The organism is Sinobaca sp. H24, assembly GCF_023845525.1.
In genome coordinates this window covers 60,839-87,197 of the sequence record NZ_JALBWT010000002.1, presented here as the reverse complement: position 1 = coordinate 87,197, position 26,359 = coordinate 60,839, and the positions used below count along the sequence as shown (strand labels likewise).

The 26,359-nt window shown below is 44.0% G+C and carries 31 protein-coding genes and 2 pseudogenes; 3 read left to right on the top strand and 30 right to left on the bottom strand.

The window, feature by feature from the left end:
- Positions 1-35: 35 nt before the first annotated feature.
- The 15 genes and pseudogenes from MMY81_RS03540 to lepA form a co-directional block, all read right to left on the bottom strand.
- The gene (locus MMY81_RS03540) at positions 36-506 is read right to left on the bottom strand and encodes a hypothetical protein (protein WP_252311682.1); all 471 of its coding nucleotides are present in this window, start codon (positions 504-506) and stop codon (positions 36-38) included.
- A 24-nt stretch (positions 507-530) separates the two neighbouring features.
- Positions 531-1,538: a flotillin-like protein FloA gene (gene floA, locus MMY81_RS03535; protein ID WP_120193421.1), complete on the bottom strand. Its 1,008-nt coding sequence runs from the start codon at positions 1,536-1,538 to the stop codon at positions 531-533.
- Positions 1,539-1,566: 28 nt separating this feature from the next.
- Positions 1,567-1,806, bottom strand: coding sequence for an NfeD family protein (locus MMY81_RS03530; protein WP_252311681.1), 240 nt, complete (start codon positions 1,804-1,806; stop codon positions 1,567-1,569).
- Positions 1,788-2,879: an NfeD family protein gene (locus MMY81_RS03525; RefSeq protein WP_252311680.1), complete on the bottom strand. Its 1,092-nt coding sequence runs from the start codon at positions 2,877-2,879 to the stop codon at positions 1,788-1,790. The genes MMY81_RS03530 and MMY81_RS03525 overlap by 19 nt, the downstream gene beginning before the upstream one ends.
- Positions 2,880-3,180: 301 nt before the next feature.
- Positions 3,181-3,354 (bottom strand): 30S ribosomal protein S21, encoded by a 174-nt coding sequence (gene rpsU, locus MMY81_RS03520; RefSeq protein WP_120193423.1) that lies wholly within the window; start codon positions 3,352-3,354, stop codon positions 3,181-3,183.
- 120 nt (positions 3,355-3,474) lie between these two features.
- Positions 3,475-4,149, bottom strand: a complete 675-nt coding sequence (deoC, locus tag MMY81_RS03515; protein WP_252311679.1) for a deoxyribose-phosphate aldolase — start codon at positions 4,147-4,149, stop codon at positions 3,475-3,477.
- A 12-nt stretch (positions 4,150-4,161) separates the two neighbouring features.
- Positions 4,162-5,505 (bottom strand): tRNA (N(6)-L-threonylcarbamoyladenosine(37)-C(2))-methylthiotransferase MtaB, encoded by a 1,344-nt coding sequence (gene mtaB / locus MMY81_RS03510; protein ID WP_252311678.1) that lies wholly within the window; start codon positions 5,503-5,505, stop codon positions 4,162-4,164.
- A 5-nt stretch (positions 5,506-5,510) separates the two neighbouring features.
- Positions 5,511-6,269, bottom strand: a complete 759-nt coding sequence (locus MMY81_RS03505) for an RsmE family RNA methyltransferase (protein ID WP_252311677.1) — start codon at positions 6,267-6,269, stop codon at positions 5,511-5,513.
- 13 nt (positions 6,270-6,282) lie between these two features.
- Entirely contained in the window at positions 6,283-7,227 is a 945-nt protein-coding gene (gene prmA / locus MMY81_RS03500) for a 50S ribosomal protein L11 methyltransferase (RefSeq protein ID WP_252311676.1), read from the bottom strand.
- A gap of 21 nt (positions 7,228-7,248) precedes the next feature.
- Positions 7,249-8,318: pseudogene (gene dnaJ / locus MMY81_RS03495) on the bottom strand (molecular chaperone DnaJ).
- A gap of 238 nt (positions 8,319-8,556) precedes the next feature.
- The gene (gene dnaK / locus MMY81_RS03485) at positions 8,557-10,401 is read right to left on the bottom strand and encodes a molecular chaperone DnaK (protein ID WP_252311675.1); all 1,845 of its coding nucleotides are present in this window, start codon (positions 10,399-10,401) and stop codon (positions 8,557-8,559) included.
- 40 nt (positions 10,402-10,441) lie between these two features.
- Positions 10,442-11,023 (bottom strand): nucleotide exchange factor GrpE, encoded by a 582-nt coding sequence (grpE, locus tag MMY81_RS03480; RefSeq protein WP_252311674.1) that lies wholly within the window; start codon positions 11,021-11,023, stop codon positions 10,442-10,444.
- 156 nt (positions 11,024-11,179) lie between these two features.
- A complete protein-coding gene (hrcA, locus tag MMY81_RS03475) occupies positions 11,180-12,142 on the bottom strand; it encodes a heat-inducible transcriptional repressor HrcA (protein WP_308215205.1) in 963 nt (320 codons plus the stop codon).
- Between the two features lie 110 nt (positions 12,143-12,252).
- The gene (gene hemW, locus MMY81_RS03470; protein ID WP_252311673.1) at positions 12,253-13,398 is read right to left on the bottom strand and encodes a radical SAM family heme chaperone HemW; all 1,146 of its coding nucleotides are present in this window, start codon (positions 13,396-13,398) and stop codon (positions 12,253-12,255) included.
- 71 nt (positions 13,399-13,469) lie between these two features.
- Complete coding sequence (lepA, locus tag MMY81_RS03465; protein WP_120193432.1) at positions 13,470-15,296, bottom strand: translation elongation factor 4; 1,827 nt, start codon at positions 15,294-15,296, stop codon at positions 13,470-13,472.
- 268 nt (positions 15,297-15,564) lie between these two features.
- On the opposite strand from lepA, the gene rpsT reads away from it, so the two are divergent.
- Positions 15,565-15,831 (top strand): 30S ribosomal protein S20, encoded by a 267-nt coding sequence (gene rpsT, locus MMY81_RS03460; RefSeq protein WP_120193433.1) that lies wholly within the window; start codon positions 15,565-15,567, stop codon positions 15,829-15,831.
- 44 nt (positions 15,832-15,875) lie between these two features.
- On the opposite strand, the gene holA is transcribed toward rpsT, so the two are convergent.
- Positions 15,876-16,931, bottom strand: a complete 1,056-nt coding sequence (gene holA, locus MMY81_RS03455; RefSeq protein WP_252311672.1) for a DNA polymerase III subunit delta — start codon at positions 16,929-16,931, stop codon at positions 15,876-15,878.
- Positions 16,932-17,072: 141 nt separating this feature from the next.
- Between holA and MMY81_RS03450 the strand changes: the two genes are divergently transcribed.
- Complete coding sequence (locus MMY81_RS03450; protein ID WP_252311671.1) at positions 17,073-17,210, top strand: YqzM family protein; 138 nt, start codon at positions 17,073-17,075, stop codon at positions 17,208-17,210.
- A gap of 79 nt (positions 17,211-17,289) precedes the next feature.
- Here the strand turns inward: MMY81_RS03450 and MMY81_RS03445 are convergent, their stop codons facing one another.
- The 14 genes and pseudogenes from MMY81_RS03445 to MMY81_RS03390 form a co-directional block, all read right to left on the bottom strand.
- Positions 17,290-18,420: a DNA internalization-related competence protein ComEC/Rec2 gene (locus MMY81_RS03445; RefSeq protein ID WP_252311670.1), complete on the bottom strand. Its 1,131-nt coding sequence runs from the start codon at positions 18,418-18,420 to the stop codon at positions 17,290-17,292.
- Positions 18,363-18,752, bottom strand: a complete 390-nt coding sequence (locus MMY81_RS03440; protein ID WP_252311669.1) for a ComEC/Rec2 family competence protein — start codon at positions 18,750-18,752, stop codon at positions 18,363-18,365. Before MMY81_RS03440 ends, MMY81_RS03445 begins: the two co-directional genes overlap by 58 nt.
- 5 nt (positions 18,753-18,757) lie before the next feature.
- Positions 18,758-19,627, bottom strand: coding sequence for a ComEC/Rec2 family competence protein (locus tag MMY81_RS03435; protein ID WP_252311668.1), 870 nt, complete (start codon positions 19,625-19,627; stop codon positions 18,758-18,760).
- 36 nt (positions 19,628-19,663) lie between these two features.
- A complete protein-coding gene (locus tag MMY81_RS03430) occupies positions 19,664-20,311 on the bottom strand; it encodes a helix-hairpin-helix domain-containing protein (RefSeq protein ID WP_252311667.1) in 648 nt (215 codons plus the stop codon).
- Positions 20,312-20,447: 136 nt separating this feature from the next.
- Complete coding sequence (locus MMY81_RS03425; RefSeq protein ID WP_252311666.1) at positions 20,448-21,203, bottom strand: class I SAM-dependent DNA methyltransferase; 756 nt, start codon at positions 21,201-21,203, stop codon at positions 20,448-20,450.
- Positions 21,204-21,209: 6 nt separating this feature from the next.
- Positions 21,210-21,563 (bottom strand): ribosome silencing factor, encoded by a 354-nt coding sequence (gene rsfS, locus MMY81_RS03420; protein WP_120193438.1) that lies wholly within the window; start codon positions 21,561-21,563, stop codon positions 21,210-21,212.
- Complete coding sequence (gene yqeK / locus MMY81_RS03415) at positions 21,553-22,137, bottom strand: bis(5'-nucleosyl)-tetraphosphatase (symmetrical) YqeK (RefSeq protein ID WP_252311665.1); 585 nt, start codon at positions 22,135-22,137, stop codon at positions 21,553-21,555. Before yqeK ends, rsfS begins: the two co-directional genes overlap by 11 nt.
- Positions 22,130-22,705, bottom strand: a complete 576-nt coding sequence (nadD, locus tag MMY81_RS03410) for a nicotinate-nucleotide adenylyltransferase (RefSeq protein ID WP_252311664.1) — start codon at positions 22,703-22,705, stop codon at positions 22,130-22,132. The genes yqeK and nadD overlap by 8 nt, the downstream gene beginning before the upstream one ends.
- Before the next feature lie 12 nt (positions 22,706-22,717).
- A complete protein-coding gene (yhbY, locus tag MMY81_RS03405; RefSeq protein WP_252311663.1) occupies positions 22,718-23,014 on the bottom strand; it encodes a ribosome assembly RNA-binding protein YhbY in 297 nt (98 codons plus the stop codon).
- Positions 23,015-23,305, bottom strand: coding sequence for a hypothetical protein (locus tag MMY81_RS33780; RefSeq protein ID WP_308215204.1), 291 nt, complete (start codon positions 23,303-23,305; stop codon positions 23,015-23,017).
- Entirely contained in the window at positions 23,283-23,534 is a 252-nt protein-coding gene (locus tag MMY81_RS33775) for an NAD(P)-binding domain-containing protein (RefSeq protein WP_308215203.1), read from the bottom strand. The genes MMY81_RS33780 and MMY81_RS33775 overlap by 23 nt, the downstream gene beginning before the upstream one ends.
- A gap of 29 nt (positions 23,535-23,563) precedes the next feature.
- Positions 23,564-23,860, bottom strand: a complete 297-nt coding sequence (locus MMY81_RS33770; RefSeq protein WP_308215202.1) for a shikimate dehydrogenase family protein — start codon at positions 23,858-23,860, stop codon at positions 23,564-23,566.
- Positions 23,857-24,961 (bottom strand): annotated as a pseudogene (gene yqeH / locus MMY81_RS03395) (ribosome biogenesis GTPase YqeH). Before yqeH ends, MMY81_RS33770 begins: the two are co-directional and overlap by 4 nt.
- A complete protein-coding gene (locus MMY81_RS03390; RefSeq protein WP_252311662.1) occupies positions 24,962-25,480 on the bottom strand; it encodes a YqeG family HAD IIIA-type phosphatase in 519 nt (172 codons plus the stop codon).
- A 547-nt stretch (positions 25,481-26,027) separates the two neighbouring features.
- Here MMY81_RS03390 and MMY81_RS34920 point away from each other — a divergent pair.
- Positions 26,028-26,357 carry a hypothetical protein gene (locus MMY81_RS34920; protein WP_374561245.1) on the top strand — a complete coding sequence of 110 codons (330 nt, stop codon included), beginning with the start codon at positions 26,028-26,030 and terminating at the stop codon, positions 26,355-26,357.
- Positions 26,358-26,359 lie beyond the last annotated feature (2 nt).

The following is a 26,359-nucleotide window of genomic DNA, read 5'->3' as shown; positions in this document are numbered from 1 at the left end:
GAATTTCAGACCATATAATTCCATTTTTTGCGTCTTCATGCGTTGGAGAAGAAAACGACGTTTTGGAAGAAGAAATTTCGATACTTCGTAACTTCTTCTGTTATCCAGAGACTGGTTAAAAATGGGAGAGGTATCGTCAATCGGGTTCTTTTCTGCCTCTGATCTCCGCTTTTTAGCCTGCTCCATTTTTTCATAATACTGGGCAGTACGACCGGAAGCGGGATCGTGCTTTCCCCCCGCACAAATTCTCCTTCTGCTTCAGGAACCGGTTTTGTCGGACGTTCGCCTTCCGGGGAACGTCTGCCTTCCGGCTTTTCCTGCTGAAAGATGGACTCCCAGTCTATTTTGCCGGAACCGGTTCGCTTTGGCTGGCCGCTGACGGGTTTATTTTGTGACCCGTCGTCTTCAGCACGCTGCCTGCCCCGGTTAAAAAGGGAATAAATACCCGCCGCTGCAATGAATAGGAAAAATATATTACCAAGCAGAAATTCTATGAAAGCATCCATTGGCTGCCTCCTCTTTGTCTAATTCTAGCGGATTGGGCCAGAATCGTTATTATCATCATTCAGGTCCTTTTTCGTACCTTTGCTGATGGAATCTCTCATATCCGTATCTGCTTCTACGTTCTGGATATTCATGTAATCCATTACGCCCAGATTACCGGAACGAAGGGCTTCAGCCATAGCCATTGGTACTTCTGCTTCTGACTCAACCACTTTCGCACGCATTTCTTCAACCCGTGCACGCATTTCCTGCTCGTGTGCTACAGCCATTGCGCGACGCTCTTCGGCTTTTGCCTGAGCAATCTTCTTGTCGGCTTCTGCCTGATCTGTCTGAAGGCCTGCGCCGATGTTTTTACCAATATCAATATCTGCAATATCAATAGATAAAATTTCAAATGCAGTACCTGAATCAAGTCCCTTACTAAGAACAGTCTGGGAAATGCTGTCCGGATTTTCCAATACGCCTTTGTGGTCTTTGGAAGAACCGATAGTAGAAACAATACCTTCACCAACACGGGCAATGATTGTCTCTTCACCAGCACCACCGACAAGACGGTCTATGTTGGCACGAACAGTAATACGGGCTTTCGCCTTCACTTCGATACCATCCATTGCTACACCGGCAATAAATGGTGTTTCAATCACTTTAGGATTTACACTCATCTGTACTGCTTCCAGCACGTCACGGCCGGCAAGGTCAATTGCTGCACTGCGCTCAAATGTAAGTTCAATGTTTGCACGCTGAGCGGCGATTAACGCGTTAACTACGCGGTCTACGTTACCACCTGCAAGATAGTGTCCTTCCAATTTGTTAAGGGAGAGTTCAAGACCTGCTTTGTCAGCCTTGATCATTGGGTTTACAATACGTGCTGGAATAACACGTCTTAATCTCATACCTACCAGTTGAAAAATGCCCACCTTTACTCCTGCTGCAAGCGCTGAAATCCAAAGCGCTACTGGTACGAATGTGAAAAGAATGGCCAATGCAATTAATACAAGAGCCAGTACAATAATTAGAGTCAAATCTACTGTCATGTGCCGCTTCCTCCTTCAAATGTTAACCTTAAATTTTTCTTACAATAATTCTTGTGCCCTCTACTTTGATTATCCTGAGAGCCGCTCCTTTTTCAATAAAGCCTCCCTCGGTTACAACATCAATCCGCTCTTCATCTACAACAGCAGAACCTGACGGGTGAAGAGGGGTTAATGCAACTGCCTCTTTTTGAAGCAGGTCGTCTCTGTCGCGGTTGGAATAATATCCTTCTTCCTTTTTCATTGTATCTTTTAATACCAGCTTTTGCATAGGTCCTTTTTTCCAAATATTACTATCATTATCACACCGAGTCCAACTGCTAGAGCGCCGGCTACTAAAATGGATATAACAATATACGTAGTGGAAAAAGATGCTAATATCAAACCGCCTACCATGGCGGTTATTCCAAGAAATCCAAAGATACCGAATCCCGGAACAAACAATTCAATTAAAAGAAGCACCAAACCGACGAGAAACAAAATAATCGATTCCATACCGGCAAAACCTGCGATCGAGTGTCCAAAAAAGAACAATAACAGGGCACCGATGCCCAAAATGCCGGGAATTCCAAAACCAGGAGTCAGCACAGCCATAATAAGGCCAATACTTCCTACGCTTAATAGTATAGGAATAACAACTGGATTGGTAACGAATCTTGCAATCTGTTCTGCAAAGCTAACGCTGAGCTCTTCTACCTGGGCGTTCTCCAGCCCAAGCTGATCAAGAAGCTGCTCACGATCATCGCTTAAATAATCAGCATATCCTACTTCTTCTGCTTCGGAGGGGGTCAAAGTTAGAAGTGCTCCTTCTTCTGCCCTATACTCCGGAAGGTCAACGGAAGGGTCTGCCATCGCTTCTGCATAAATAGGATCCCTATCCTGTGCCTGTGCAGCATTGGTCATATTTGCAGACCAGGCAGACTGTGCTTTATCATTTGCAGCGTTTCCAGAACCGTCAATTACCTGGGCTGCGCCCATTTCCGTACCGGGTGCCATGGATATCGTGTCAGCACTTAGAGCGATAAAAGCACCGGCTGACATTGCTTCTTCTGTAACATAAGCAGTAACAGGCATTGGAGAATCGCTTACAATACTTGCTATGTTACCCGCTGCGTCAACAGCTCCACCCGGGGTATCTATTTCTAAAATCACATGAGTAGCTCCAGCCTCTTCTGCCTGCTCAAATGATCTTTCCAAAAATGATTCGAGTCCCCGCTCTACCGCCTGTTCCACGGGAATTACGTACACAAGATCATCTTCATCCGCCTGAACTGTGAAAGGAAAGATAAAAAAGACAACAGCACTTATGGCCAATACAAGAGAACGTATGAGAATAGCCCCCACCTCTCTTTCTTTTCTTTACATATTATAACTCGCATTATATGTACGCAGGCAGCTCATTTACGTTTCACATTCTTTAAACAAAAAATTAATGGAGAAACCCTGATCATACAGAAAAAGCATGCTTCCATCGAAGGAAGTCATGCTTTTACTGCTGAAGAAACTTACGTGGAGAGAATCTTTTAGAAAAAGAGCCTTAAGGCTAACGTTTCCCACATCTCTTGCCCTATATTTTTAACAGAAAAATGCCAGGGCATTTCTTCTAACACTAGTATTTCTTATTTCTGCCAGATTAGATCGTAAATTAGAATTTACGGCTTCTTGCCGCTTCACTCTTCTTCTTACGCTTAATGCTAGGCTTTTCATAATGCTTTCTCTTACGCACTTCAGCCAATGTTCCTTCTTTTGAAAGCGAACGCTTAAAACGGCGAAGAGCGACATCAATGGACTCATTCTTACGAACTCGTGTTTCAGCCATAATGATTCCCTCCCTCCGGACAACCAATATAACCAATTAAATAATTGATCATTTTATAAAATTATAATGCATATGGAATAAAAAAGCAATACACCCTAGCCATTATTTAAATCTTTTGGATTAGTAGCTTCCTTCTTCTGCCTGGTTTCCTGATACAAGCGCTATACCTGAACTGGTTCCAAGTCTTGAAGCTCCGGCATTTATCATAGCTTCAGCTGTTTTCAGATCCCTGATGCCGCCGCTTGCTTTTACCTGCGCCTTTTCTCCTACAACACTTTTCATCAAGGTTACGTCTTCTACTGTGGCCCCGCCGCCGGCAAATCCAGTGGACGTCTTTACAAAATCTGCGCCGGCCTCCAGTGCCAGTTCACACGCTCTGCGTTTTTCATCTTCAGTAAGAAGAGATGTTTCAATGATGACTTTCACTAGAGCGGTCTTATCTGCTGTCTGCACTACGGATTGTATGTCACGAAGCACTACTTCATCGCGCCCGGATTTCAAAGCGCCAATATTAATAACCATATCCAATTCTGCTGCTCCGTGCTTCATTGCCTGCTCCGCTTCCGCGGCTTTTGTTTCAGGAGTAGAGGCGCCGAGCGGAAATCCAATCACGGTACAGACCTTTACTGAAGTACCTTTTAGTATGGAGAAAGCTTCTTCTACCATAGCCGGATTAACACAGACGGAGGCAAATTCATTTGCTTTTGCTTCCTGCGCCAGTTTTTGTACCTGCTCAAACGTTGCTTCCGGTTTTAACAATGTATGATCTATCATTGAGGCCATGTTGTTATCCATAGTATCTCTCCTTTACTGCGATTGCAGCATTTCTTCCTCTTCAACGATTCGTACAACTTCACCTTCGTTGTAAGGGTAGCCTGCTCTGTTTATTTTCACTTTAACTATTTTTCCGATAACCGATGGATCCGCTTCAAATTTCACTTTCATGTAATTTGTAGAATAGCCGACCAGACGGCCGCTCTCTGCATCTTCTTTTTCCTGTTCTTCCGGAATAACTTCCAGCACTTCCCCTTCGTGACGAGCTGCATATTGCTTAGCCAGCTGATTGGACAGGGCAATTAAACGGTGAACTCGTTCGTTTTTTATTTCATCGTCCACCTGCTCGTCCATTCTTGCCGCAGGGGTACCTGTACGTTTGGAATAAGGAAATACATGAAGCTCTGAAAACTCCAGCCTCGAAATAAAGTCAAATGTTTCCTGGAATTCTTCCTTTGTTTCCCCGGGAAAACCGACGATCACATCAGACGTTACCGCGAGTCCGGGAAGTGCTTCTTTTAAACGTTCGACTCGTTCCGCGTAAAAAGCGTTGGTGTACTTACGGCGCATTCTTTTTAGTACAGTATCTGATCCCGACTGCAGGGGAATATGAAGGTGATTCACTACTTTTTCTGAAGCTTTAATTACTGCAATGACCTCATCGGTGATCTGGCTTGCTTCAATTGATGAAATCCGGATACGCTTGAGCCCTTCTACTTTTTCAAGTTCAAGCAGAAGATCAGACAGATGATAGTCTTTCATATCTTCTCCGTATCCTCCCGTATGAATACCGGTCAGCACGATTTCTTTATAGCCTGCTTCCACCAGCTGGTGCGCCTGCTTTAACACTTCTTTAGGATCCCGGGAACGCAGCAGACCTCTGGCCCACGGAATAATACAGAATGTACAAAAGTTATTACAGCCTTCCTGAATTTTCAGGGAAGCACGGGTCCGATCCGTAAACGACGGCACATCAAGCTCTTCGTATACTCTTGTTTTCATAATATTGCCGACACCGTTTATCGGTTCTCTTTCTTTTTTAAATTGTTCAATGTATGGAAGCATTTTTTTACGGTCCTGCGTTCCTACAACGATATCCACGCCGGGGATCGCCATAATTTCAGCCGGGGACGTCTGGGCGTAGCAGCCCGTTACACAAATAACTGCTTCAGGGTTTTTACGAACTGCACGGCGGATAACCTGCCTGCTTTTTTTATCCCCTGTATTTGTTACTGTACAGGTATTAATGACATACACGTCCGCACGCTTGTCAAAATCTGTTTTTTCATACCCTTCATCTTTAAACAGCTGCCAAATTGCTTCTGTTTCATAGTGGTTCACTTTACACCCAAGGGTGTGGAATGCCACATTTTTCATTGCGTTCACCTCATTAATTCAAAATGGTAGGACAGCACGGCCAGGAAATATGATGATGCCGTTTCACTTCTAAGAATGCGTGGACCAAGGCTGACTGAATAGAAGCCGCTGCTCGTCATGGACAATTTTTCTTTTTCACTTATGCCGCCTTCAGGGCCGATGCAGGCAAAAAAAGAAGAATCGCTGTTAGAAGAGCGGCTTAAGGATTCTGAAAGCGCGCTGTGGGAACCCGATCGGGCCTCTTCTTCGTCTATAACCATGCATTCTTCATAAGAAGCCGCCTGCTTCATTAATTTACTGGTATTTTCACAGTACATGACCTGAGGGATAATGCGCCTCTCCGACTGTTCCGCCGCTTCTTTAGCTATTTTCTGAAGACGTTCTATTTTCTTTGCTGCCTTTGCCTGATCCCATTTTACAACAGAACGTTCTGCCTGATAAATATAAATAACAGAAACGCCCAGCTCCGTGCTTTTCTGCACAATATAATCAAGCTTGTCGCCTTTTACAAGAGCCTGGGCGATTGCTGCTTTTACAGGAAGTTCACTGTTTTTCTGTTCTTCTTGTTCCAGGTCAACCCACACTTCGCCTCCGTCATTGAATGAGCTGATCACACCGACAGCTGCACGTCCTTCATTATTCAGAACGACTAATCTGCTGCCAATCTCCATTCTCATGACTTTCGTTATATGCTTCGCATCATCTCCCTGAATGACTGCCTTGCTTGTTTCCATTTGGATTGAGGGAATAAAATATCTCTGCATTCGTCCGCATCCTTCACTCAGGCTTAACTGCTTTAAAAAGAACCCAGTCTTCTATCGTGTGTACTTCCAGATCTTTGAAACCCGTATCAAGAAGAGCCTGCTCCACCTGGCTGCGCTTGCTCTCTATAATGCCGGAAGCTAAAAAGACGCCTCCTGCTTTAAGCTGGCTGAATGCGCCATCCATCAACCTTATAATGATATCTGCTAATATATTCGCCACTATCAGGTCTGCCTGCACAGAAGAACCGGCAAGCAGATCATTTTTTGTTACCTGTACGACTGATGTGCACTGATTATATTCCACATTCTCGATTGCACTCCGCACCGCTATATCATCTAAATCAAAAGCCTTAACGTCTGCGGCACCCAGTTTTGCTGCTGCTATCGCAAGAATTCCCGAGCCGGTACCTACATCAAGTACGGTTTCTCCGCCTTTATGCTCTCTTTCAAGCGCCTGGATGCACAGCATTGTTGTAGGGTGGGTTCCTGTACCAAAAGCCATACCCGGGTCGAGTTCAATGACTTTTTCATAAGAGAACTCCGGTGTATAGTTTTCCCAGCTCGGAGCTACCGTCATCGTTTCAGACATTCTTACCGGCTTATAATACTGCTTCCAGGCGTTCGCCCAGTCCTCTTCATATACTTCAGCAAGAACGACTTCCACAGAGCCCGGATCAATATCATACAGAGGAAGATCCTTAAGCGCCGCTTTGATTTTCTTAATTGTTTCCCCAACATATTCATTAGCTGGAAAATACGCTTTAACAATGGCCCCTTCTTCCGGGTAGTCCTCCGCAGAAAGCTTATACATTTCGTCTTCCGCTTCGTCCCAAAGCCTTGTCAGGTCCGCAGAATCTTCAATCACAACTCCGCTGGCTCCGGCCTGATGTAAAATATACGAAACAGGCTCAATCGCCTGTTCCGTAGTGTGAATACTGCATTCCGTCCATTTACTCATTTTTTTCTCCCATGTGCTTTATTAGTCTCCGCGAAATGCGCGCTTTACTTTATCAAAAAAATTCTGATGCTGCTCATCTACGTTGGAATCGCCGCTTACTTTGGCGAACTCGCGTATCAAATCTTTCTGATCGTCGGAAAGCTTTTTCGGGACAATAACCTTCACTTTAATATGCTGGTCGCCGTGGCCGCGGCCGTGAACATTCGGTATGCCTTTTCCTCTCATACGGAAGCTGGTTCCTGTCTGGGTTCCTGCCGGAATTTTCACTTTAACCTTTCCGCTTAATGCCGGCACTTCAATTTCATCACCAAGCGCTGCCTGGGCGAAAGTCAACGGCATTTCACAGAAAACATCGTCGCCTTCCCGTTCAAAGAATTCATGGGACTGAACATCAACACGACATACAAATCTCCCGGCGGGCCGCCGTTAACGCCTGCTTCACCTTGTCCGGACACGCGGATCTGCTGTCCGTAGTCAACTCCTGCCGGCACTTTGATGCTGATTTTTTTATTTCTGGTTATTCTTCCTCTGCCGCCGCACGTTTTACATTTCTCAGGAATGATTTTCCCGGTGCCCTGACAGTTGTCACATACGCGGCGGTTCACTACACGTCCGAACGGTGTGTTCTGCTCCACGTTCAGCTGGCCGGCACCTCCGCATTTGCTGCAGGTCTGCGGGCTCGTACCTGGTTTTGCACCGTCTCCATCACACGTACCGCATTCTTCTTCTTTCGGGATTTCAATTTCCGTCGTTTTTCCGAATACTGCCTCTTTAAAAGCAAGCGTCATTGTATACTGAAGGTCCGCGCCCTGACGAGGTGCATTTGGATCACGGCGTCTACCGCCGCCCCCGCCCCCGCCGAAGAACATGTCGAAAATGTCGCCAAACCCGCCGCCGAAGTCGCCGGCTCCGCCGCCTCCGAAACCCTGATTCGGTTCCGCGCTTCCGAACTGATCATAGTTGGACTTTTTCTGCGGATCGCTTAATACGTCATACGCATCTTTTACTTCTTTAAATTTTTCTTCTGCGTTCGCTTCTTTGTTAACGTCAGGGTGATACTTTCTGGCTAATTTTCTATAAGCCTTCTTCACTTCATCTACTGATGCATCTTTATCTACGCCAAGCGTTTCATAATAATCTTTTTTACTCAATCTATTCACTCCCGTTCATCGCTCATTACACAAAGGTAATCATACCATTATCGTATTTATTGATTCAACCAGAAACCATGACAAATAGGCGTCCCATTTACATAAAAGAAGAGGCCGCCCCATAAAGAAGCTTGGCTTCGTTAGTAATGGGACAGCCCCTTTGCTTTTACATCATTATTTATTTATCTTTGTTGTCGTCATCTTTTACTTCTTCGTAGTCGGCATCAACGACATTATCGTCATCATTCTGGCCGTCTGCAGCGCCTTCTGCGCCTTCAGCCTGCTGAGCCTGCTGGGCTGCCTGCTCGTAAAGCTTTGTAGAAAGCTGCTGTACGATTTCCTGAAGCTCATCTTTTGCAGTTCTAATGGCTTCGATGTCATCGCCTTCCAAAGCAGTTTTAACTTTTTCTTTTGCGGCTTCTGCATTATCTTTGTCTTCCTGTTCTACGTTGTCGCCAAGATCTTTAAGCGTTTTGTCCGTAGTAAAGACAAGCTGGTCTGCTTCATTGCGAACTTCTACAGCCTCTTTGCGCTTTTTATCTTCTTCGGCATTTTCCTCTGCGTCTTTTACCATTTGTTCAACATCCTCATCGCTTAATCCGGATGAAGACGTAATCGTAATGGACTGCTCTTTGTTTGTGCCTAGATCTTTCGCACGAACATTTACAATACCGTTCGCATCAATATCAAACGTTACTTCGATCTGTGGAACACCACGTGGTGCAGGTGGAATATCTGTAAGCTGGAAACGGCCCAGCGTCTTGTTGTCGGCTGCCATTTCGCGCTCACCCTGAAGTACATGGATATCAACGGAAGGCTGATTGTCCGATGCAGTAGAGAACGTCTGGGATTTGCTCGTTGGAATCGTTGTATTACGATCGATTAAACGAGTTGATACTCCGCCCATCGTTTCAATTCCAAGAGAAAGCGGCGTTACGTCAAGAAGTACAACGTCTTTCACGTCACCGGAAAGTACGCCGGCCTGAACAGCTGCACCAAGAGCAACAACCTCATCCGGGTTTACGCCTTTGTGTGGATCTTTGCCGGTAAGCTTTTTGATTTCTTCCTGAACGGCAGGAATTCTCGTAGATCCTCCGACAAGGATTACTTTGTCAATTTCAGAAGCGCTTAGTCCGGAGTCTTTTAACGCCTGACGTGTTGGTCCCATCGTTTTTTCTACAAGGTGGGAAGTAAGATCGTCAAACTTCGCACGGCTTAAAGTAAGCTCGAGGTGCTTAGGACCGCTCGCATCTGCAGTAATAAACGGAAGGGAAATCTGCGTCTGGGATACACCGGAAAGATCTTTCTTTGCTTTCTCAGCGGAATCTTTTAAACGCTGCACTGCCATTTTATCCTGAGACAGGTCAATACCGTTTTCTTTTTTAAATTCGGCAACAAGGTGGTCAATAATTACCTGGTCGAAATCATCTCCGCCAAGCTTGTTATCACCAAATGTTGATTTTACTTCGAAAAAGCCTTCACCCAGTTCAAGGATCGATACGTCAAACGTACCGCCGCCAAGGTCATAAACAAGGATCGTTTGATCTTCTTCTTTTTCGAGACCGTAGGCAAGCGCTGCTGCAGTAGGCTCGTTTACGATACGCTCTACTTCAAGTCCAGCAATCTTACCGGCATCTTTCGTTGCCTGACGCTGGGAATCGTTGAAGTACGCCGGAACAGTAATAACAGCTTTTGTTACTGTTTCGCCTAAATAAGCTTCAGCATCTGATTTAAGTTTCTGCAGAATGATGGCACTAATCTCCTGTGGAGTCTGCTGTTTACCTTCTGCTTCTACCTTATAATCCGTACCCATATGACGCTTAATGGACTGGATAGTATTTGGGTTAGTTATAGACTGGCGCTTGGCTACTTCCCCTACCTGGCGCTCGCCGTCTTTAAATGCAACAACGGATGGAGTGGTGCGGTTGCCTTCCGGATTGGGAATAACTACTGCTTCTCCACCTTCCATCACTGCTACACATGAATTTGTTGTTCCTAAGTCAATTCCAATTGTTCTACTCATTTTAAGTTCATCCTCCTACTATTAATTAACATTTCTTGTTTTATGCGTTTACTTTTACCATTGCAGGACGCAGTACTTTATCTTTTAAGAGGTAGCCCTTTTGGAGTTCTTCCACTATTTGATTGGACTCAAACCCTTCTTCTTCCACCTGCATGACCGCCTGATGGTAATGCGGATCAAACATCTCGCCGACAGTAGGCATTTCCTGCAGTCCTTCTGCTTCGGCTGCTTCTTTAAGCTGATTAAATACCATTTCTACGCCTTTATAGATGGATTTAGCCTCTTCGCCTTCAGGCTCTGCCTTAAGTGCTCTTTCGAAATTATCGAGAGCCGGCATCATCCCAAGCAGAAGCTTTTCCGCGCGGTATTTTTCCAGTTTTACTTTTTCATCTTTTGCACGTTTTCTTACGTTATCCAGGTCAGCCTGCGTTCTAAGAGACCGGTTTTTCCATTCGAGCACCTCTGCTTCCAGCTCCTGGATACGCTGTGCGTCTTCTGATACTGCTTCCTCAGAAGCATCATTATCTATAATTTCAACCGTATCTTCTTCGGTTGACTCTTCTTGTTTTTCATCGTTTACTGTTTCTGTTTCTTCGTTAGATAGCGGTTCGTCTTTTTTCATATCTTTCACCTCCACCAGTTTTCCTGCTTTTTACATAGAAAGAAGGAGAGACGCTTCCCTCCACAGCCAATCATAAATGATATCACTAAGCATCTGTTCTGTACAGGTTCTTCAGTATATCTTCCAGGTCATGGGAAATATGCTGAATCAGGCTGATTACTTTTGATATTCCATTCGTTTAGGCCCTACAATTCCAATCGTGCCTACGGCTCTTCCGTTGAAAGAATAGGTGGCGGAGATAATGCTGCAGTGCTCAAATGCTGCATTTTCATTTTCCTGGCCTATTCGTATAGAAAGGCCTGATTTATTTGGCTTTAGGAGCTCATGCATCATGTCTTCTTTCTCGAAAAGCTCATATAGGGATTTTACTTTCGTAATGTCTTTAAACTCCGGCTGGTTCAGCAGATTCGTTTTACCGCCGTAATAGACTTTTTCATTCGAGCTTTTTTTCAACGTATCCTCTGCAAAAAGAAGCGCTTCTGCATAATTATCAATATGCTGCTTCATCAGCACCGTGATTTCGGTTGCCATTTTTTGTTCCAGCAGATATAAAGGAACGCCGCTGAGCTTCTCATTAAGAATATTAACCATTTTTTCAAGATCTGAGCTGCTTAAGCCTGCAGGCAGACTTACCGCTTTGTTTTCTACATGACCGGTATCGGTAACCAGAATAGCTACTGCTGCATCTTCACGCAGCGGAATAACCTGGATACTTTTGAGCTTTGCATCAAACATCTTCGGCCCGAGTACGATAGATACATAGCTCGTAAGCTCGGACAAAATAGTGGCAGAATGCTTCACAGCCTGATCTGCTTCCAGAATTTTCTGTTCGAACAAAGATTTCATGTTCGTTACTTCATTTTTTGAAAAGTGATGCGGCAGAAGCAGATGGTCCACATAATGCCGGTAGCCTTTTTCAGACGGCACCCGCCCGGAAGAGCTGTGGGTTTTTTCCAAAAAACCAAGCTCCTCCAAATCCGCCATTTCATTTCTTATCGTGGCAGGACTGTACGAAATACTCTTTTCCTGCGATATGCTTCTGGATCCAACCGGTTCAGCTGATTTGATATAGCCATTTATAATGGCCTGCAGAATCAGCAGCTGTCTGTTCGATAACATCCATTATCACCTCTTTTAGCACTCCGGTTGTTCGAGTGCTAAATCTATATGTTAAGTTATCAAAGACCTCTGTTTTTGTCAATTATATTCAACGGAATCAACTGAAAATTTTAGGAGGCATCATCTTTTTCCAATAAAAACTTTTCAAACACTTCATTGCCAAGCAGTCTTCCGCGTGGGGTCAGTTTTACTTTTTCTCCATCATCTTCAATAAGTCCGTTTTCCAGAAGGTCTGGTACCGCAGAGGCAAACACCTCTTTATATTCCATTCCATATCGTTCTTTAAACCTGCTTTTGTCCACGCCTGCGTACATCCGCAGTCCCAAAAACATTTCTTCTTCCATCTTTTCTGCGCTGCTTACGTTCATTTCTTCTTTTACAACCGTATTTCCCTGTTCCACTGCTTTTATATAATGAGTGAGCGGAGCAATATTGGCGTAGCGCGTTCCGTCTACATATCCGTGGGCGCCTGCACCAAATCCATAATATTCTTCGTTTTTCCAATACACACAGTTGTGAAAGCTCTCATAGCCCGCAGCCGCAAGATTGCTGATTTCATAAGGATAAAGCCCGTTCCGGCTTCCATAATCAAGCAGAAGCTCATACATATCCGCTTCCGTATCTTCCGGAAAAGGCGTAAGACGTCCCTGCTTATACCAATTATGGAACATTGTTTTTTCTTCAATTTTTAAGGAATACGCAGAAATATGAGGCACATTCAGGCTGACTGCCATGTCCAGGGAAGCTTGAAAATCAGCCATCGTCTGTCCCGGGAGACCGAACATTAAATCAATGGAATAGTTGTCAAACCCGGCTCGTTCAGCCAATTTTACTGCCTCTACTGCATCATCTCTTCCATGACCTCTTCCGATAGCTTCAAGCAGCCTCGTTTCAAAGCTCTGCACGCCAATACTAAGACGATTGACGCCGCGGTTTTTCATGGCTGTCAGTTTCTCCATAGTAATTTCTCCTGGATTTACTTCCACCGTATACTCTGCACCTTCAGCAAGCGGAACGAGGCGGTCGACGATGTCCAGCATTTTTTTAACCTGTGCTTCATTCAGAGCAGTGGGTGTTCCGCCTCCAATATAAATCGAATCCAGCGGTTTTCTGATATTAGCCTGTCTGATCTCCTCTTCAAGTGCATTAAGGTATTGATCCACGGGCTGACGGTCAATCAGAAATTTATTAAAATCGCAGTAGAAACATATCTGTCTGCAAAAAGGAATATGAATATACGCTGAGGTAACGGCCATTTTCCCATCCTCCTTTCATTTCTCTTTTCCGTTGGAAAAGGACTGTCTGTTGGATAGACAGTCCTTCCCTTTTATTTGTCGTTATCCATTTTCAGTACAGACATAAAGGCTTCCTGAGGCACGTCTACTTTACCGACGCTTTTCATGCGTTTTTTTCCTTCTTTCTGCTTGTCGAGGAGTTTTCTTTTTCTCGAAATATCCCCGCCGTAGCATTTAGAGAGAACGTTTTTGCGCATGGCTTTAATTGTCTGCCTGGCAATGATTTTCTGTCCGATGCTTGCCTGAATCGGCACTTCAAACTGCTGTCTGGGAATTAAATCTTTCAGCTTATCTGTAATTGCCTTTCCTCTTTCATAGGCAAAATCGCGGTGAACAATAATAGATAGAGCGTCCACTGTTTCCCCGTTCAGGAGGATATCCATTTTCACAAGACTGGACTGCCTGAATCCGATCATTTCATAATCAAACGAGGCATAGCCTTTTGTGCTTGATTTCAGCTGATCAAAGAAGTCATAAACAATTTCTGTCAGCGGAATATTGTAAACAATATTTACGCGGTTGGCGTCCATATATTTCATATCGATAAATTCACCGCGTTTTTTCTGACATAAATCCATCACAGCCCCTACGTAATCATTAGGCACCATAACGGTTGCTTTAACAAATGGCTCTTCCACATAATCTACTTTCTGCGGATTAGGGAAATTAGCCGGGTTATCGATGGAAATCATCGTTTCATCAGTTAGGTACACATTATAGATAACACTTGGCGCTGTTGTAATCAGGTCAATTCCATATTCGCGTTCAATACGCTCCTGGACAATTTCCATATGGAGAAGCCCCAGGAATCCGGCACGGAAACCAAATCCGAGTGCCTGGGAGGTTTCTGCTTCATACTGCAGAGAGCTGTCGTTCAGCTCCAGCCGTTCCAATGCGTCGCGAAGCGGATTATAATCATTGGCATCCACTGGATACAGACCGCAGAATACCATCGGATTCATTTTTTTGTAGCCTTCCAGCTGCATTTCTGCCGGGCGTTCTGCATCTGTGATCGTATCACCAACGCGCGAATCACCTACATTTTTGACAGCGGCTGTCACAAATCCTACGTCCCCTACCGTTAATTCGTCACAGGCGATCGGCTTTGGAGTAAATACGCCGACTTCCGATACTTCAAATTCTTTTCCAGTAGCCATCATTTTAATTTTCTGGCCGGGACGGATCGTTCCTTCCACTACACGGATGTAGGAAATGACACCGCGGTAGGTATCATACAAAGAATCGAAAATCAGCGCCTGCAGCGGTTTTTCGGGATCTCCTTCAGGAGCCGGCACTTTTTCAACAATCTGGCTTAGAATTTCTTCGATGCCAATACCGCTTTTAGCTGATGCGTGAACGGCCTCGGATGCGTCCAGGCCGATCACATCTTCAATTTCCTGCTTTACCCGTTCGGGCTCCGCGCTCGGAAGGTCTATCTTATTAATAACCGGAATGATTTCCAGGTCGTTGTCGAGAGCCAAATAAACGTTAGCCAGAGTCTGTGCTTCAATGCCCTGCGCAGCATCTACAATAAGCAGCGCTCCTTCACAAGCTGCAAGGCTTCTCGAGACTTCATACGAAAAGTCTACGTGTCCCGGAGTATCAATTAAATGAAAAATATATTCTTCTCCATCGGTATGCGTATGCTTAAGCTGTACCGAATTCAGCTTAATCGTAATCCCCCGCTCGCGCTCAAGATCCATAGCATCGAGCGTCTGCTCTTTCATTTCACGTTTTGTCAACGCACTGGTGGATTCAAGGATTCTATCCGCTAACGTTGATTTACCATGGTCAATATGAGCAATAATAGAGAAATTCCTGATTCGTTTTTGTCTTTCCAACCTGTCTTTGTTATTCATGAAGCTTCACTCCTGCCGATTCAATCTTATTTGAATATGTAGTTCTGCATATAAAAGCAGCTTCCGATTCGTTTTTCGACCAGGAAGCTGTATCAGGACACAACCGTTATATTTACATACGGATAAAGACTACTCTTCATTATAGCAATCGTAGGTTCGTACTTCAAATATATATTGACTTTGTCTTGCGCCGATGTTCAAATTTTGGTAAAATCCTTCTGTGTTCATAAAAGAACGGAACTTGAATCACTTTAAGGAGGTGGGTACCATGGCAAATATTAAATCAGCTAAAAAGCGCGTCATCACAAACGAAACAAAGCGTGTAAAGCAGCAGGCTTTCAAATCTGCGACACGTTCTGCCGTTAAAGAATTCTACAAGAAAGTAGAAAATAATGACGCTGCAGGCGCTAAAGAACTTTTTCTACTAGCTTCTAAGAAAGTAGATAAAGCAGCAGATAAAAATATCATTCATCATAATGCAGCTTCCCGTGAAAAATCACGTATGCAGAAGCACCTAAATAAAATTGCTCAATAATGAGCGTTTCCGCCGCTTTCCTTTAATTAGGAAAGCGGCTTTTTTTATGCGGAAAAATGTTTGTGTTTAGAGAGGGTAATAATACTTAACTCCAGCCGCATTTCCTTTTCCATTTTCCCTGTTTTTATATCAAAATCTGCTGCCGCCAGCTCTTTTAAGCTATTTTCCAAAATAGCCTCATTATAATTTCTGCCCTGCTCTTCTGCGATTTTCACCGCGTATGGATGCAGCTTAAGCTGACCGGCCATTTTCTGACGGGAATAGCCCTGCTTTTTTAAATAAAGCACGTGAATAATCATTCTTGTCTGCCTGGCCAGCAGTGCCAGAATTTTTATCGGCTCTTCTTTCTGCTTGAGCAGATCATAATAAATCCGGAGCGCTTCATCGGTACGCTGGCTTATTACCCTGTCAATCAATGTAAACACATTATCTTCCAGCGTAACAGGAGTAAGCGCCTGAATATCGCTGAGATGTACAGTGTCCCCCTGAGCGGCATACAGAGCTACTTTATCCGTTTCATTGGAAAGCATATTTAAATTAAATCCCGCTCTTTTCAGCAGTTCTGTTCTTGCTGCTGGTTCAATGGTCTGATGCCTCTGCTTGAATTGGGCATCCACCCACTTTTCCATGCTTCGCTGATCGGGGGCGGCAGCCTGCAGCATTTTGCCTTCTTTTTTTAGCGTTTTCACTATTTTTTTTCGTTCATCCAGCTTTTCTGCCGGGACGGAAAGGATCAGTACGGTTTCTTTGGCAGGATTAAGGCAGTAAGCCTCCAGTGCCTTCAGGTTATGTTCCACCTTTTCTTTTTCCCGTGCCCCGGTTAAAAAATAGCAGTGCTGCAGCAGGACTACTTTATTGGATCCGAAAAAGGGAAGTGTTTCTGCCTCCTCCACTCCAGTTTCTACAGAGGTCTCACGCATATCGTACACGATAAATTGAAAATCTTTTTCCTCATCGCTCAACGTCTGCCCGACAATTAAATCCGTCATTTTTTCCATTAAAAAAGCTTCGTTTCCATAAAATACATAAAGCGGCGCCGTCTGGCCGGATTTTATTTCTTTCTGCATGGTTAGATAATCGATTGTCCTCACCCTTTGCACTAATTTGCCTCTTCTTTATTCTACCTTACAACACCTGTGTTTCAGAAGAAACAACTATTGATTCAGCTGTAGATTTTGTATGGATTTCTGACAGCGCTTCCTTTATAATGAGTGTAGCATGCAATGGAGAGGAGTTTCGCCGTGAATCCATTTGAAAAAGATGTACAGAGTAAACGGAATGATTTACTGGACTCCGTGGTAGCAGCAGTAGTCTCCTTCAGCTTTTTTTCACTTATATTTATTATCGCTACCGTTGTTCACTTTGTAGGCAATCTGTAAAAAGAAGCCTCCCTTTTATGGGGGCTTCTTTTGCTTTATCGTCAATGTCTTTAACAGAGCAGGGAGACTCTATATCCCATCATCTGCCGCATTGATCATTCAGAATTTCCTCACTTGCCTGACGGATGGAAACGATGTCTTGATGAGTAAAGGTAATTTCCACCGCTCCTTTTTCATCTGTCCGGTAAATGTCTACTTCACCTGCTTCTAAAATATCAAGTACTTCTTCGTGGGGATGTCCGAATCGATTACAACGGCCCGATGAAAGCAAAGCTGCTTTAGGCTGCAGCTGATTTACCCAGGACGCGGAGGTAGACGTTCTGCTGCCATGATGACCAGCCTTTAAGATATCCGCTTTCAAACCGGGAAACGCCTGCATCACCTGCTTTTCCCCTTCTTCTTCCAGGTCCCCGGCAAAAAGCCAGCTTCTGCCTCCCATCACAGCATATAATACAATCGATGCTTCATTTCCGCTCGCTTTATCATCCAATGGAGCCAATACTTGAAAATACTGATCTCCTTCTTTCCAGGCCATTTCTTTTTCGGCAAATACGATCGGAATCTCCTGCCGGTGGGCCGTTTCCAGAAATTGTCGTTCCGAGTCTTTTTCTTCATCACTTCTTCCATACAGCATCTGTTTCACTTCGATTTGTTTCAGCACGGCATACAGCCCTCCATAGTGATCAATATCCCCGTGCGTAACGATCAGTTTATCGATAGTACGGATGCCTTTTGATTTTAAAAATGGAACCACGATCTGCTCGCCCGGATCATATTCCTTCTTCCGCTTCTGCCACTCTTCTTTAGGAAATGCAAGCGCTCCGCCGCCGTCAATTAAATAGATTCCTTTTCGGTATGGCAGCTCTATCAATATACTGTCACCCTGACCTACATCAATAACCGTCACGGCTCCTTTGGAATCAAAATATGGAGCAGCAAACAACCATCCGAATACAGCTGCAAGAGAGCCTGCTGCCAGTACTATACCAATTCGGTGTCTTTTTTCGGCCATGGCAAAAACAAGCAGCAGGCTCACACTTAATAACAGAAGCTGCAGAATATCCGGCTGCCCCGTTACCACCTGCAGTATGCGGCTTTCGGCTAAAGCCTGCAGATTATCATGCAAAAGAAGAATGATGAATTCAGCCGGTTTCATTGCCGCTGCAGCCGCCTGTGGCAGCAGCAGGGATAGAAAAATAATAGAAAACAAAATGGTAAAAGCAACAGCGAAACAAAAGGTACAAAAGCAATATTCAATACATAACTAAGCAGGGAAAATTCGTAAAAATGGAAAAGAATAATAGGAAGGGAAGCCGTCTGGGCAACGGCAGATACGCCGAATAATTGAAGGGGGAGCGAATGTAAACGCCTGAGAAGCGGGAAAGACAGCAGGAGGCTCAAGCTGATAAAAAAAGAAAGTTGAAAGCCAATGTGCCAGCCGTAGTAGGGATCTATCCAAAGCATTACCAGTGCAGCTGCCCCAAGAGCAGTTACAGGCGGAAGCGTTTGTTTTGAAAAACGCTGATACAAAAGCACCAGCATAGTGATTAAGACCGCTCTCCATACAGAAGGTGCTCCCCTGCCAGCATTGCATACAGAGGAAGAAACCCGACTAGAATGAAGCTCATCCGCTCCCTCGTTACGCCTAAGCGGAGTCCGGCATAATACAAAACACCGCTTATAATTCCAACGTGAAGACCGGAAACGGCCAGCAGATGAATAAGCCCCAATTGCTGATAGGCTTTTTCCACCCCGGGATCCAGATCATTTCGGTCCCCAAAAATAAGAGCACTGCTGATCCCCTGCAGCCCTTCTGGAAAATGTTTCTGAACGTGTTTAATACCAAAATCGCGCCATTGGGAGACCGTGGACATAAAAGAATCCTGCTCTGGAGAACGGCACAAAAGATCATCCATACCGGAAACTTCAACGACCCAGCGAACCTGCTGTTTGTGCATATAGTTTTTGTAGTCAAATGCAGAAAAGTTACCCGCCGCTGCCGGTTTTTTCCATTGTCCCTCCACCCGGCAGACAGAACCCGGAGTAAGAGATTGTATTTCGAGTAATTCTTTTTCTTCCGCCATATACAGGGAAACAAATATTTTCTCCTGATGATGTCTATCCCGCATCTGCCACTGTACCTGGTTTCCATCCACTGCTGCAGTAGTCAGAATTACGGCCTCTACTCTTTCGGGCGGCTCATTAAAAGCAGACACGTTATTTCTTTCTGCACTATCCATCCTTATGGAAAAAAGAACAAACACAATCCCGCCATAAATCAGGGTGCGTTTTTGTCCCGTTTTCCACCAGGCGTATACAAATAACAGCGGAAGTATGAAAATAAGAAAAATTGGAAAAGAATAATAAACTGCTGTAATACCCAGCAGAGCTGCTAATACAGCTATTAATAGATTCATTTAAGCAGCATCTTTCAATTAGATTTTTATGTTAGCTTATTCCACCGTAATACTGTCCTGAAGCTGTTCGTATGTCTTGTCTCCTATTCCGGATACTTCTTTTAATTCTTCTGCAGATGTAAAAAGGCCGTTCTCTTCCCGGTACGATAAAATACCAGCTGATTTTGCGGGGCCGATTCCGGGCAGAGTTTCCAGTTCAGCCGCTTCTGCGGTGTTGAGATTAACTTTTTCCAGACTTTCCCCGTCTGCTTGAACATCTGTGCTCTCCATATTCAAAGGAGTCGTTTCTTCTCCCTCGGCCGGAACATAAATGACCATTTCATCCTGCAGCCTGGCTGCGAAATTCACCTGCGAGGCATCAGCACCATCTGCCAGCCCGCCTGCCATTTCTACAGCATCTATAACACGTTTATTCTGCTCGAGCTCGTAAACGTCTGGAGATGCTACTTTTCCTTTAACGTCTACCATAACAAAAGCTGTATCCACCTCAGCAGCTTCCGGCTCTGTTTCTTCTGCCACTGCTTCTTCTGTATCGTTTTTCTCCTGACTATCCAAAAAATAGTCATCTGCCATATTACCTTCTCCCGTCGTGCTTTCAGCAGACGGAGAAAGGATTAGAAATACAAAAATGCCCATAATAAAAACTGCGGCTGCGGCCGCTCCAAACATATGGACTTTTTTCAATCGATTTTCACCTCCATTCAAGAAAAATGGGTCCTGCGGTTAATGGATTTAAAGCGGGAAGGGAATTCGGGGTAAAAAAATAAGAAAGATTCCCGGCAGATGCCGGGATTCTCTCTTATTTTAAACGGTTATCTTATTATTGTAAATCTTTTTCTGCGATAAAGAAAAGACGTTCACTTTCAGCTTCCGGACGATCAAAAGAAAAATCAGCGTACACTTTAACAGAAGAAAAGCCGGCTTCAAAAAGCCATTGGCTGTATTGCTCTGATGTAAAAGCTTTTTGTACGTGTTCTTCATCCGACCGCTCATATGAGCCTTCAGCATTTTCTATAAATAATGTAAGCTCATGAATGATTTCGTTTTGATTTTCGGTTTCAAAACAGTTCCATATATAAGCCAGGTTATCCCTCACTTCAGAAAACGCAAAGTCATTTAATACGTTCTGCATGTAGAAAACGGAATGTACATCGAACAAAAACCGTCCGTTTGTTTCCAGGCTGGCAAATACAGCTTCAAAAGCATTTTTAACTTCATGCTCTTCTGTAAGATAGTTAATTGTATCGCAGAACGCAGTAATGACACTGTATGGAGCTGGAGCCTTCAGCTCGGATAAGTTCTGCTGAAATAACAGTGGACGGTAGCCGGCAGCTTCGAGCTTATTTCTGGCTACCGTGAGCATGTCGGCGGACAGATCCATCCCTTCGGCATCAAAACCTTCGTCAAGCATGCGGCGGAGCATCGTTCCCGTACCGCACCCTGCATCCAGCAGCTTCGTCCGGCTTGGTTTCACATCAGAAGGCAGCGCATTTTTCAGCCAGTCATTCCACTTTTCATAAGGGGCATCCCCCATTAATTCATCGTATACCCGGGAAAAATCGCCGTATACATTCACTGGTGATTAAGAAAGCACCTTTTCAATTTCTACTTCCGGTGCATCTCCCCATAGTTTTTCAAGATTATAATACATCCGCTCTTCTTCATGGAAAACATGGACAATTACGTCGCCGATATCAATCAAAATCCACTTCCCTTCATCAAAGCCTTCCATTCTTTTTACCTCATACTCGTTTTCCAGCGCGTTTTTACGAATTTCCCGTGCAATAGATTGAACCTGTTTATAAGATTGGCCGCTTGCGATAACGAAGTAGTCCGCCATTGTAGAAATACCCTGCATATTTAAGGCTACAATATTCTCCGCTTTCTTTTCGTCTGCTGAACGAATCGCACTTTCCAGAATTTCATTACTTTTCATTTACATTCCCCTTTCGGATATTAAATACTAATTGATTATACGTAGCAAGCGTTCCCGGATAAACCGGCTGCTTTTTTTTCATAAGAAACTCAATGGTGTTTGTTAAAGCTTTAATAATGGCCTTATCGAGACTGGAAGCGGAAAGCTCTCTTACTTCTTCGACTCCTGGAAAAGAACGGTTGGGCTCAATATAATCAGCAAGAAACAAAATTTTATCCATCATTGTCATATCTTGTCTGCCCGTAGTATGCCAGGTAATCGCTGACAAAATTTCTTCATCTTCTATACCTATTTCTTTTTCTACCAGAAAGGATCCCGCCGGCGCATGCAGCAGTTCGTCCCCGTAAAGAAGAAAATCCGGATCAAGCTTTTCCTTCATAATGATCCCGCGCATTTCCTGCTTGTCCCTGAACTTAGCGTAGTCATGAAATATGGCAGCCAGTTCCAGCCGGTTTTTGTCGACATCTGTGTTCTCTGCGAGCTGCAGAGCAGTATCCGCTACTCCTATCGTATGAATATAGCGGTGCTCTGTTAAATGCGGCTCTACAAGAGCCAGTGCTTCTGCTCTATTCATACAATCCCTGCTTTTCAATAAAGTCTCTAACTTCTTCGGTTACATAATATCGAATGCTCTTTCCAAGCCGCATTCTTTCTCTTATATCGGTTGAAGAAATATCTAATAAAGGTGCTTCTATATATTGTATACCATCTTCATCCATTTTTTCAGCAAAATAGCCTGGACGGTCTGCTACGGCAAAAGTAACCAGCTTTTTTAAAAGCTCAATATCTTTCCACGTATGGAGCTGCGCTTTCATATCTCCGCCAATAATAAAGTAAAAAGACGCGTTCGTATACTCCTCTTTCAACGCCCGGATCGTGTCAATCGAATAGGAAGGCCCCCGGCGTTCATATTCTATCGTGGATACATGGAAGTCCGGATGATCGTTTACCGCAGCTTTGATCAGCTCCAGCCGCTGTTCAGGCGTACTGTCTGATTTCATATTTTTGTGAGGCGGTGTATACACCGGAATAAACCAGACCTCATCTAAATTAAGCGAATGAAGCGCTTCTTCAGCAAGCATTAAATGAGCTATATGGGGAGGATCAAATGTACCTCCTACAATACCAATTCTTTCCGACATCCCGCATCCACCTTATTTTGGAAGTTCGATTTTCTTATTATTCCTGGACTCTTTATATAAAACCATGGTGCTTCCAATTGTCTGGACAATCTCTGCGTTTACGGCAGAGGCAATAGCTTCTGCTGCTTCATCTACTTCTTCCATTGAATTCTGCAGAATATTAATCTTAATTAATTCTCTGGCCTCGAGCGTATCAGCAGTCTGTTTAATAAGATTTTCGCTGAGTCCTTGTTTTCCTATTTGAAAAACAGGGCTCTGTTTATGGGAAAGCCTGCGTAGATATTTTTTCTGGCTGTTCGTTAATGACATTTATTTTCCTCCTAAATTCTGCAGAACTGTTTCTTTCATCCGATGAACATCAGGATAACTGCCTGTCCATTTTTCAAAAGATGCAGCTCCCTGCCTGACAAACATGCCAAGGCCGTTCAACGTTAAATTCCCTTTTTCTTCCATTTCATGAAGCCACGCTGTTTTTAATGGATTGTAAATTAAATCACAGCAAATACATTCCGGCTTAACCCGTTCCGTCGGCCACGGCTTTTCCTTTGTGTTCGGACTCATGCCGAGCGAAGTTGTGTTAAATGATAATATCATATTCATTGTTTTTAGCCACGGCTTCTTCTTTGGACCATACTTTTAAAGAAAGCCTGCCTTCGAATTTCCCGGCCAGATGTTCTGCTTTTTCCATGCTGCGGTTTGTCAGGCATACATCAGAGGCTCCGCTGCTCCACAAGCCGGTCAAAACTGCCCTCGCAGCCCCGCCGGCTCCGATAACAAGAATTCTGCTCTTTTCGATGTCAGCAGCAGTCTCTTCCTTTAGTGAATCCATGAATCCTTTGGAGTCTGTGTTATAACCCGTCAGGTACCCGTTTCATTAACGATCGTATTTACTGCGCCTATTAATTCGGCATGTTCATCCACGTCATCCAGGTACTGCATAACTTCTACTTTATGAGGAATCGTTACGTTGACTCCCCGTATTCCGAGCGCACGGATACCAGCGACAGCTTCTTTTAAGTTAGCCGGGGCGACATCAAAGGCCTGATAGTAATAAGGAAGATTCAGCGCAATGAACTCTTTATTGTGCATAGCAGGTGATAAAGAGTGATGGACCGGATGGCCGAACAGCCCCAGCAGCTTTATGCCGTCCGTCACACAATCGCCTCCCTTAAGGAAACGCCGGTTCCTTCCGGCACGTGGATGCTGACTTTTGCTCCTTTTTTAGGAACGGAAAACCAGCCGAGTCCTGCGATAACAATATCGGTTTTATCTTTTTTAATAATAAACTCATACCGTTTCCATTTTCCCAGCTTTTCAACTGATTTAGGAGACGGAGGTGACAGCATGCCGCCCAGGTGGTTCGCCATTAACTCATCTGCATTCTCGAGTTTTGTGCGGTGAATCTTCAGCTCATTTGCAAAATACGCAACAAAGGAGTTCCGTTCACCCTCTTCAAAATCAAGCCTTGCAAATCCGCCCACAAACAAAGTTTGTCCGGGCTGAAGCTGATAAATGATTGGTTTAATTTCTTTTTTCGGCATCATTTTTTTCCAGTCGCTGCTGTGCATTTGATGAATAAGCTGACGGTTATTGATAATACCCGGTGTATCAATTAAATGCTTTCCGTCTTCGAGCATTACTTCTATAATATCGAGTGTTGTTCCCGGGAAATGGGACGTTGTAATAGGAACATCGTCTTCCCCGCTGAACAATCGAATAATCTGGTTCAGAAACGTCGATTTCCCTACGTTGGTACAGCCGGTAATAAAAACATCACTGCCCTGCCTGTATTTCTCAATTAACTGAGCGGCTTCCTCTACTCCCTGGTTTTTGGAAGCGCTGATGAGCACCACATCTTTGGCCGTCAGTCCCTGGTCTTTCGCCTGCTTTTTCAGCCACTGCACTACTTTGTTCTGGTTTACTGACTTGGGCAGCAGATCGGCTTTATTGGCAATAAGCACAACGTCATTGTTGCCTGTATACCGGTGAAAACCTGAAATCCAGCTTCCCTCTAGATCAAAGATATCAACAACTTTTACAATCAGCGCTTTTGATTACCAATTTCATGAAGCTTGTTGGAAAAATCCTGATGCGTTAATTCCACATCCTGTACTTCATTGTAATGGCGCAGACGAAAACAGCGCTGGCATATAATAATGTCTTTTTCCAGCGCTGATTCCGGAGTATACCCGCTTTATTCTGATCTTCTGTCTGGATAGCTGCTCCGCAGCCTGAACATACAAGTTCTTCTGTCACTTATGATTCCTCCCACTGAACATGGCCTTTATCTTTCAGCCTTTTCAGTACTCTTCTTTCGATATTACGGTTAATTTTAGTAAGCATTCCGTCTGTTTTCGCAATAGGAACAACAAGTACGGTATAAAAACCGGATCGGTTTCCGCCGAATACATCTGTAAGTACCTGGTCTCCAATCACAACTACTTCATTTGTATGCAGACCCATATCCTTTTTAGCTTTCCTGAATGCACGTCCAAGAGGCTTTTTTGCTGAGTGAATAAAAGTAATGCCGCTCGGCTCGGAAAACGCACTCACTCTTTTTTTATTATTATTGGACACAATCGTCACCTGGAAGCCTTTATTTTTAACCAGCTTTACCCAGCTCAGCAGTTCCGGGGTCGCTTCAGGCCTGTCCCATTCTACCAGAGTATTATCCAGATCCGTTATGATGCCTTTAATATTCCTCTCATGAAGATGATCCAGATCTAAATCATATACGGAGGGAATATATTCATTTGGTATAAAACGCTTAAGCACGCGGCCACATCCTTTTATTTATTCAACGGTTTTTATTTTCATTAAAAGCACTCTAAACGTTGGCTTTCTAAGCAAATAGTATAACCTCTGCATTGATTTTTTTCAAATAGAATCCGGTGGCGGCGCCTGAGTTCCTCCATTTTTTATGCGTTCATAAAAACGTAATACATTTTAATTTTTATCGCGTTTCTTCTTATTTAAGAAAAACGGTATTTTATACTTTACAGCTAGTGATGTTGCGGCGTTCTTGGATGCAGGCTTTACTTTTTTACGTTATAATTTTATTGTCTGTGTGTTTTATATAAGCTTACTCCTTTTTTAAGCAAAAGGATGCTTTCCAGGCTGGTTTATAAAGTATACAGTTAACAACAATACAAAATACTTGCGTACGGTACTGTGAATACATTACATTTTATATTCGCTTTCCTATGGATTATGGATGCCCTCAGCTGTGCATCTCTTCCAGGCACAGTCTTCTGCCAAATGAATTATTGTCAGAACATTTACATCATTTCATGCTTTTTATTACACGAGGAGGACAGACATTATGACGTTTTTACACTGGGCCATTATATCTCCATTTTTACTGGCCATCCTTATTCCTTTCTTTTACCGCTACATCCCCAAAATACATACTGGGTGGTTCGTTTTTATTCTGCCGCTTGCCTTGTTTGGGTATTTTATGCAGCAGATGCTCCAGACTACATCCCAGGGTGGTGTCGTAGAGGCTTCCGCTCCCTGGGTACCGTCGCTTCAAATTTTCTACACCGTTTACCTGGACGGACTGAGCATTTTATTTGCTCTTCTTATTACTGGAATAGGCGCTTTAGTTGTACTCTATTCTATCTATTATTTAGATAAGAAAAAGAAGCGCTGAAC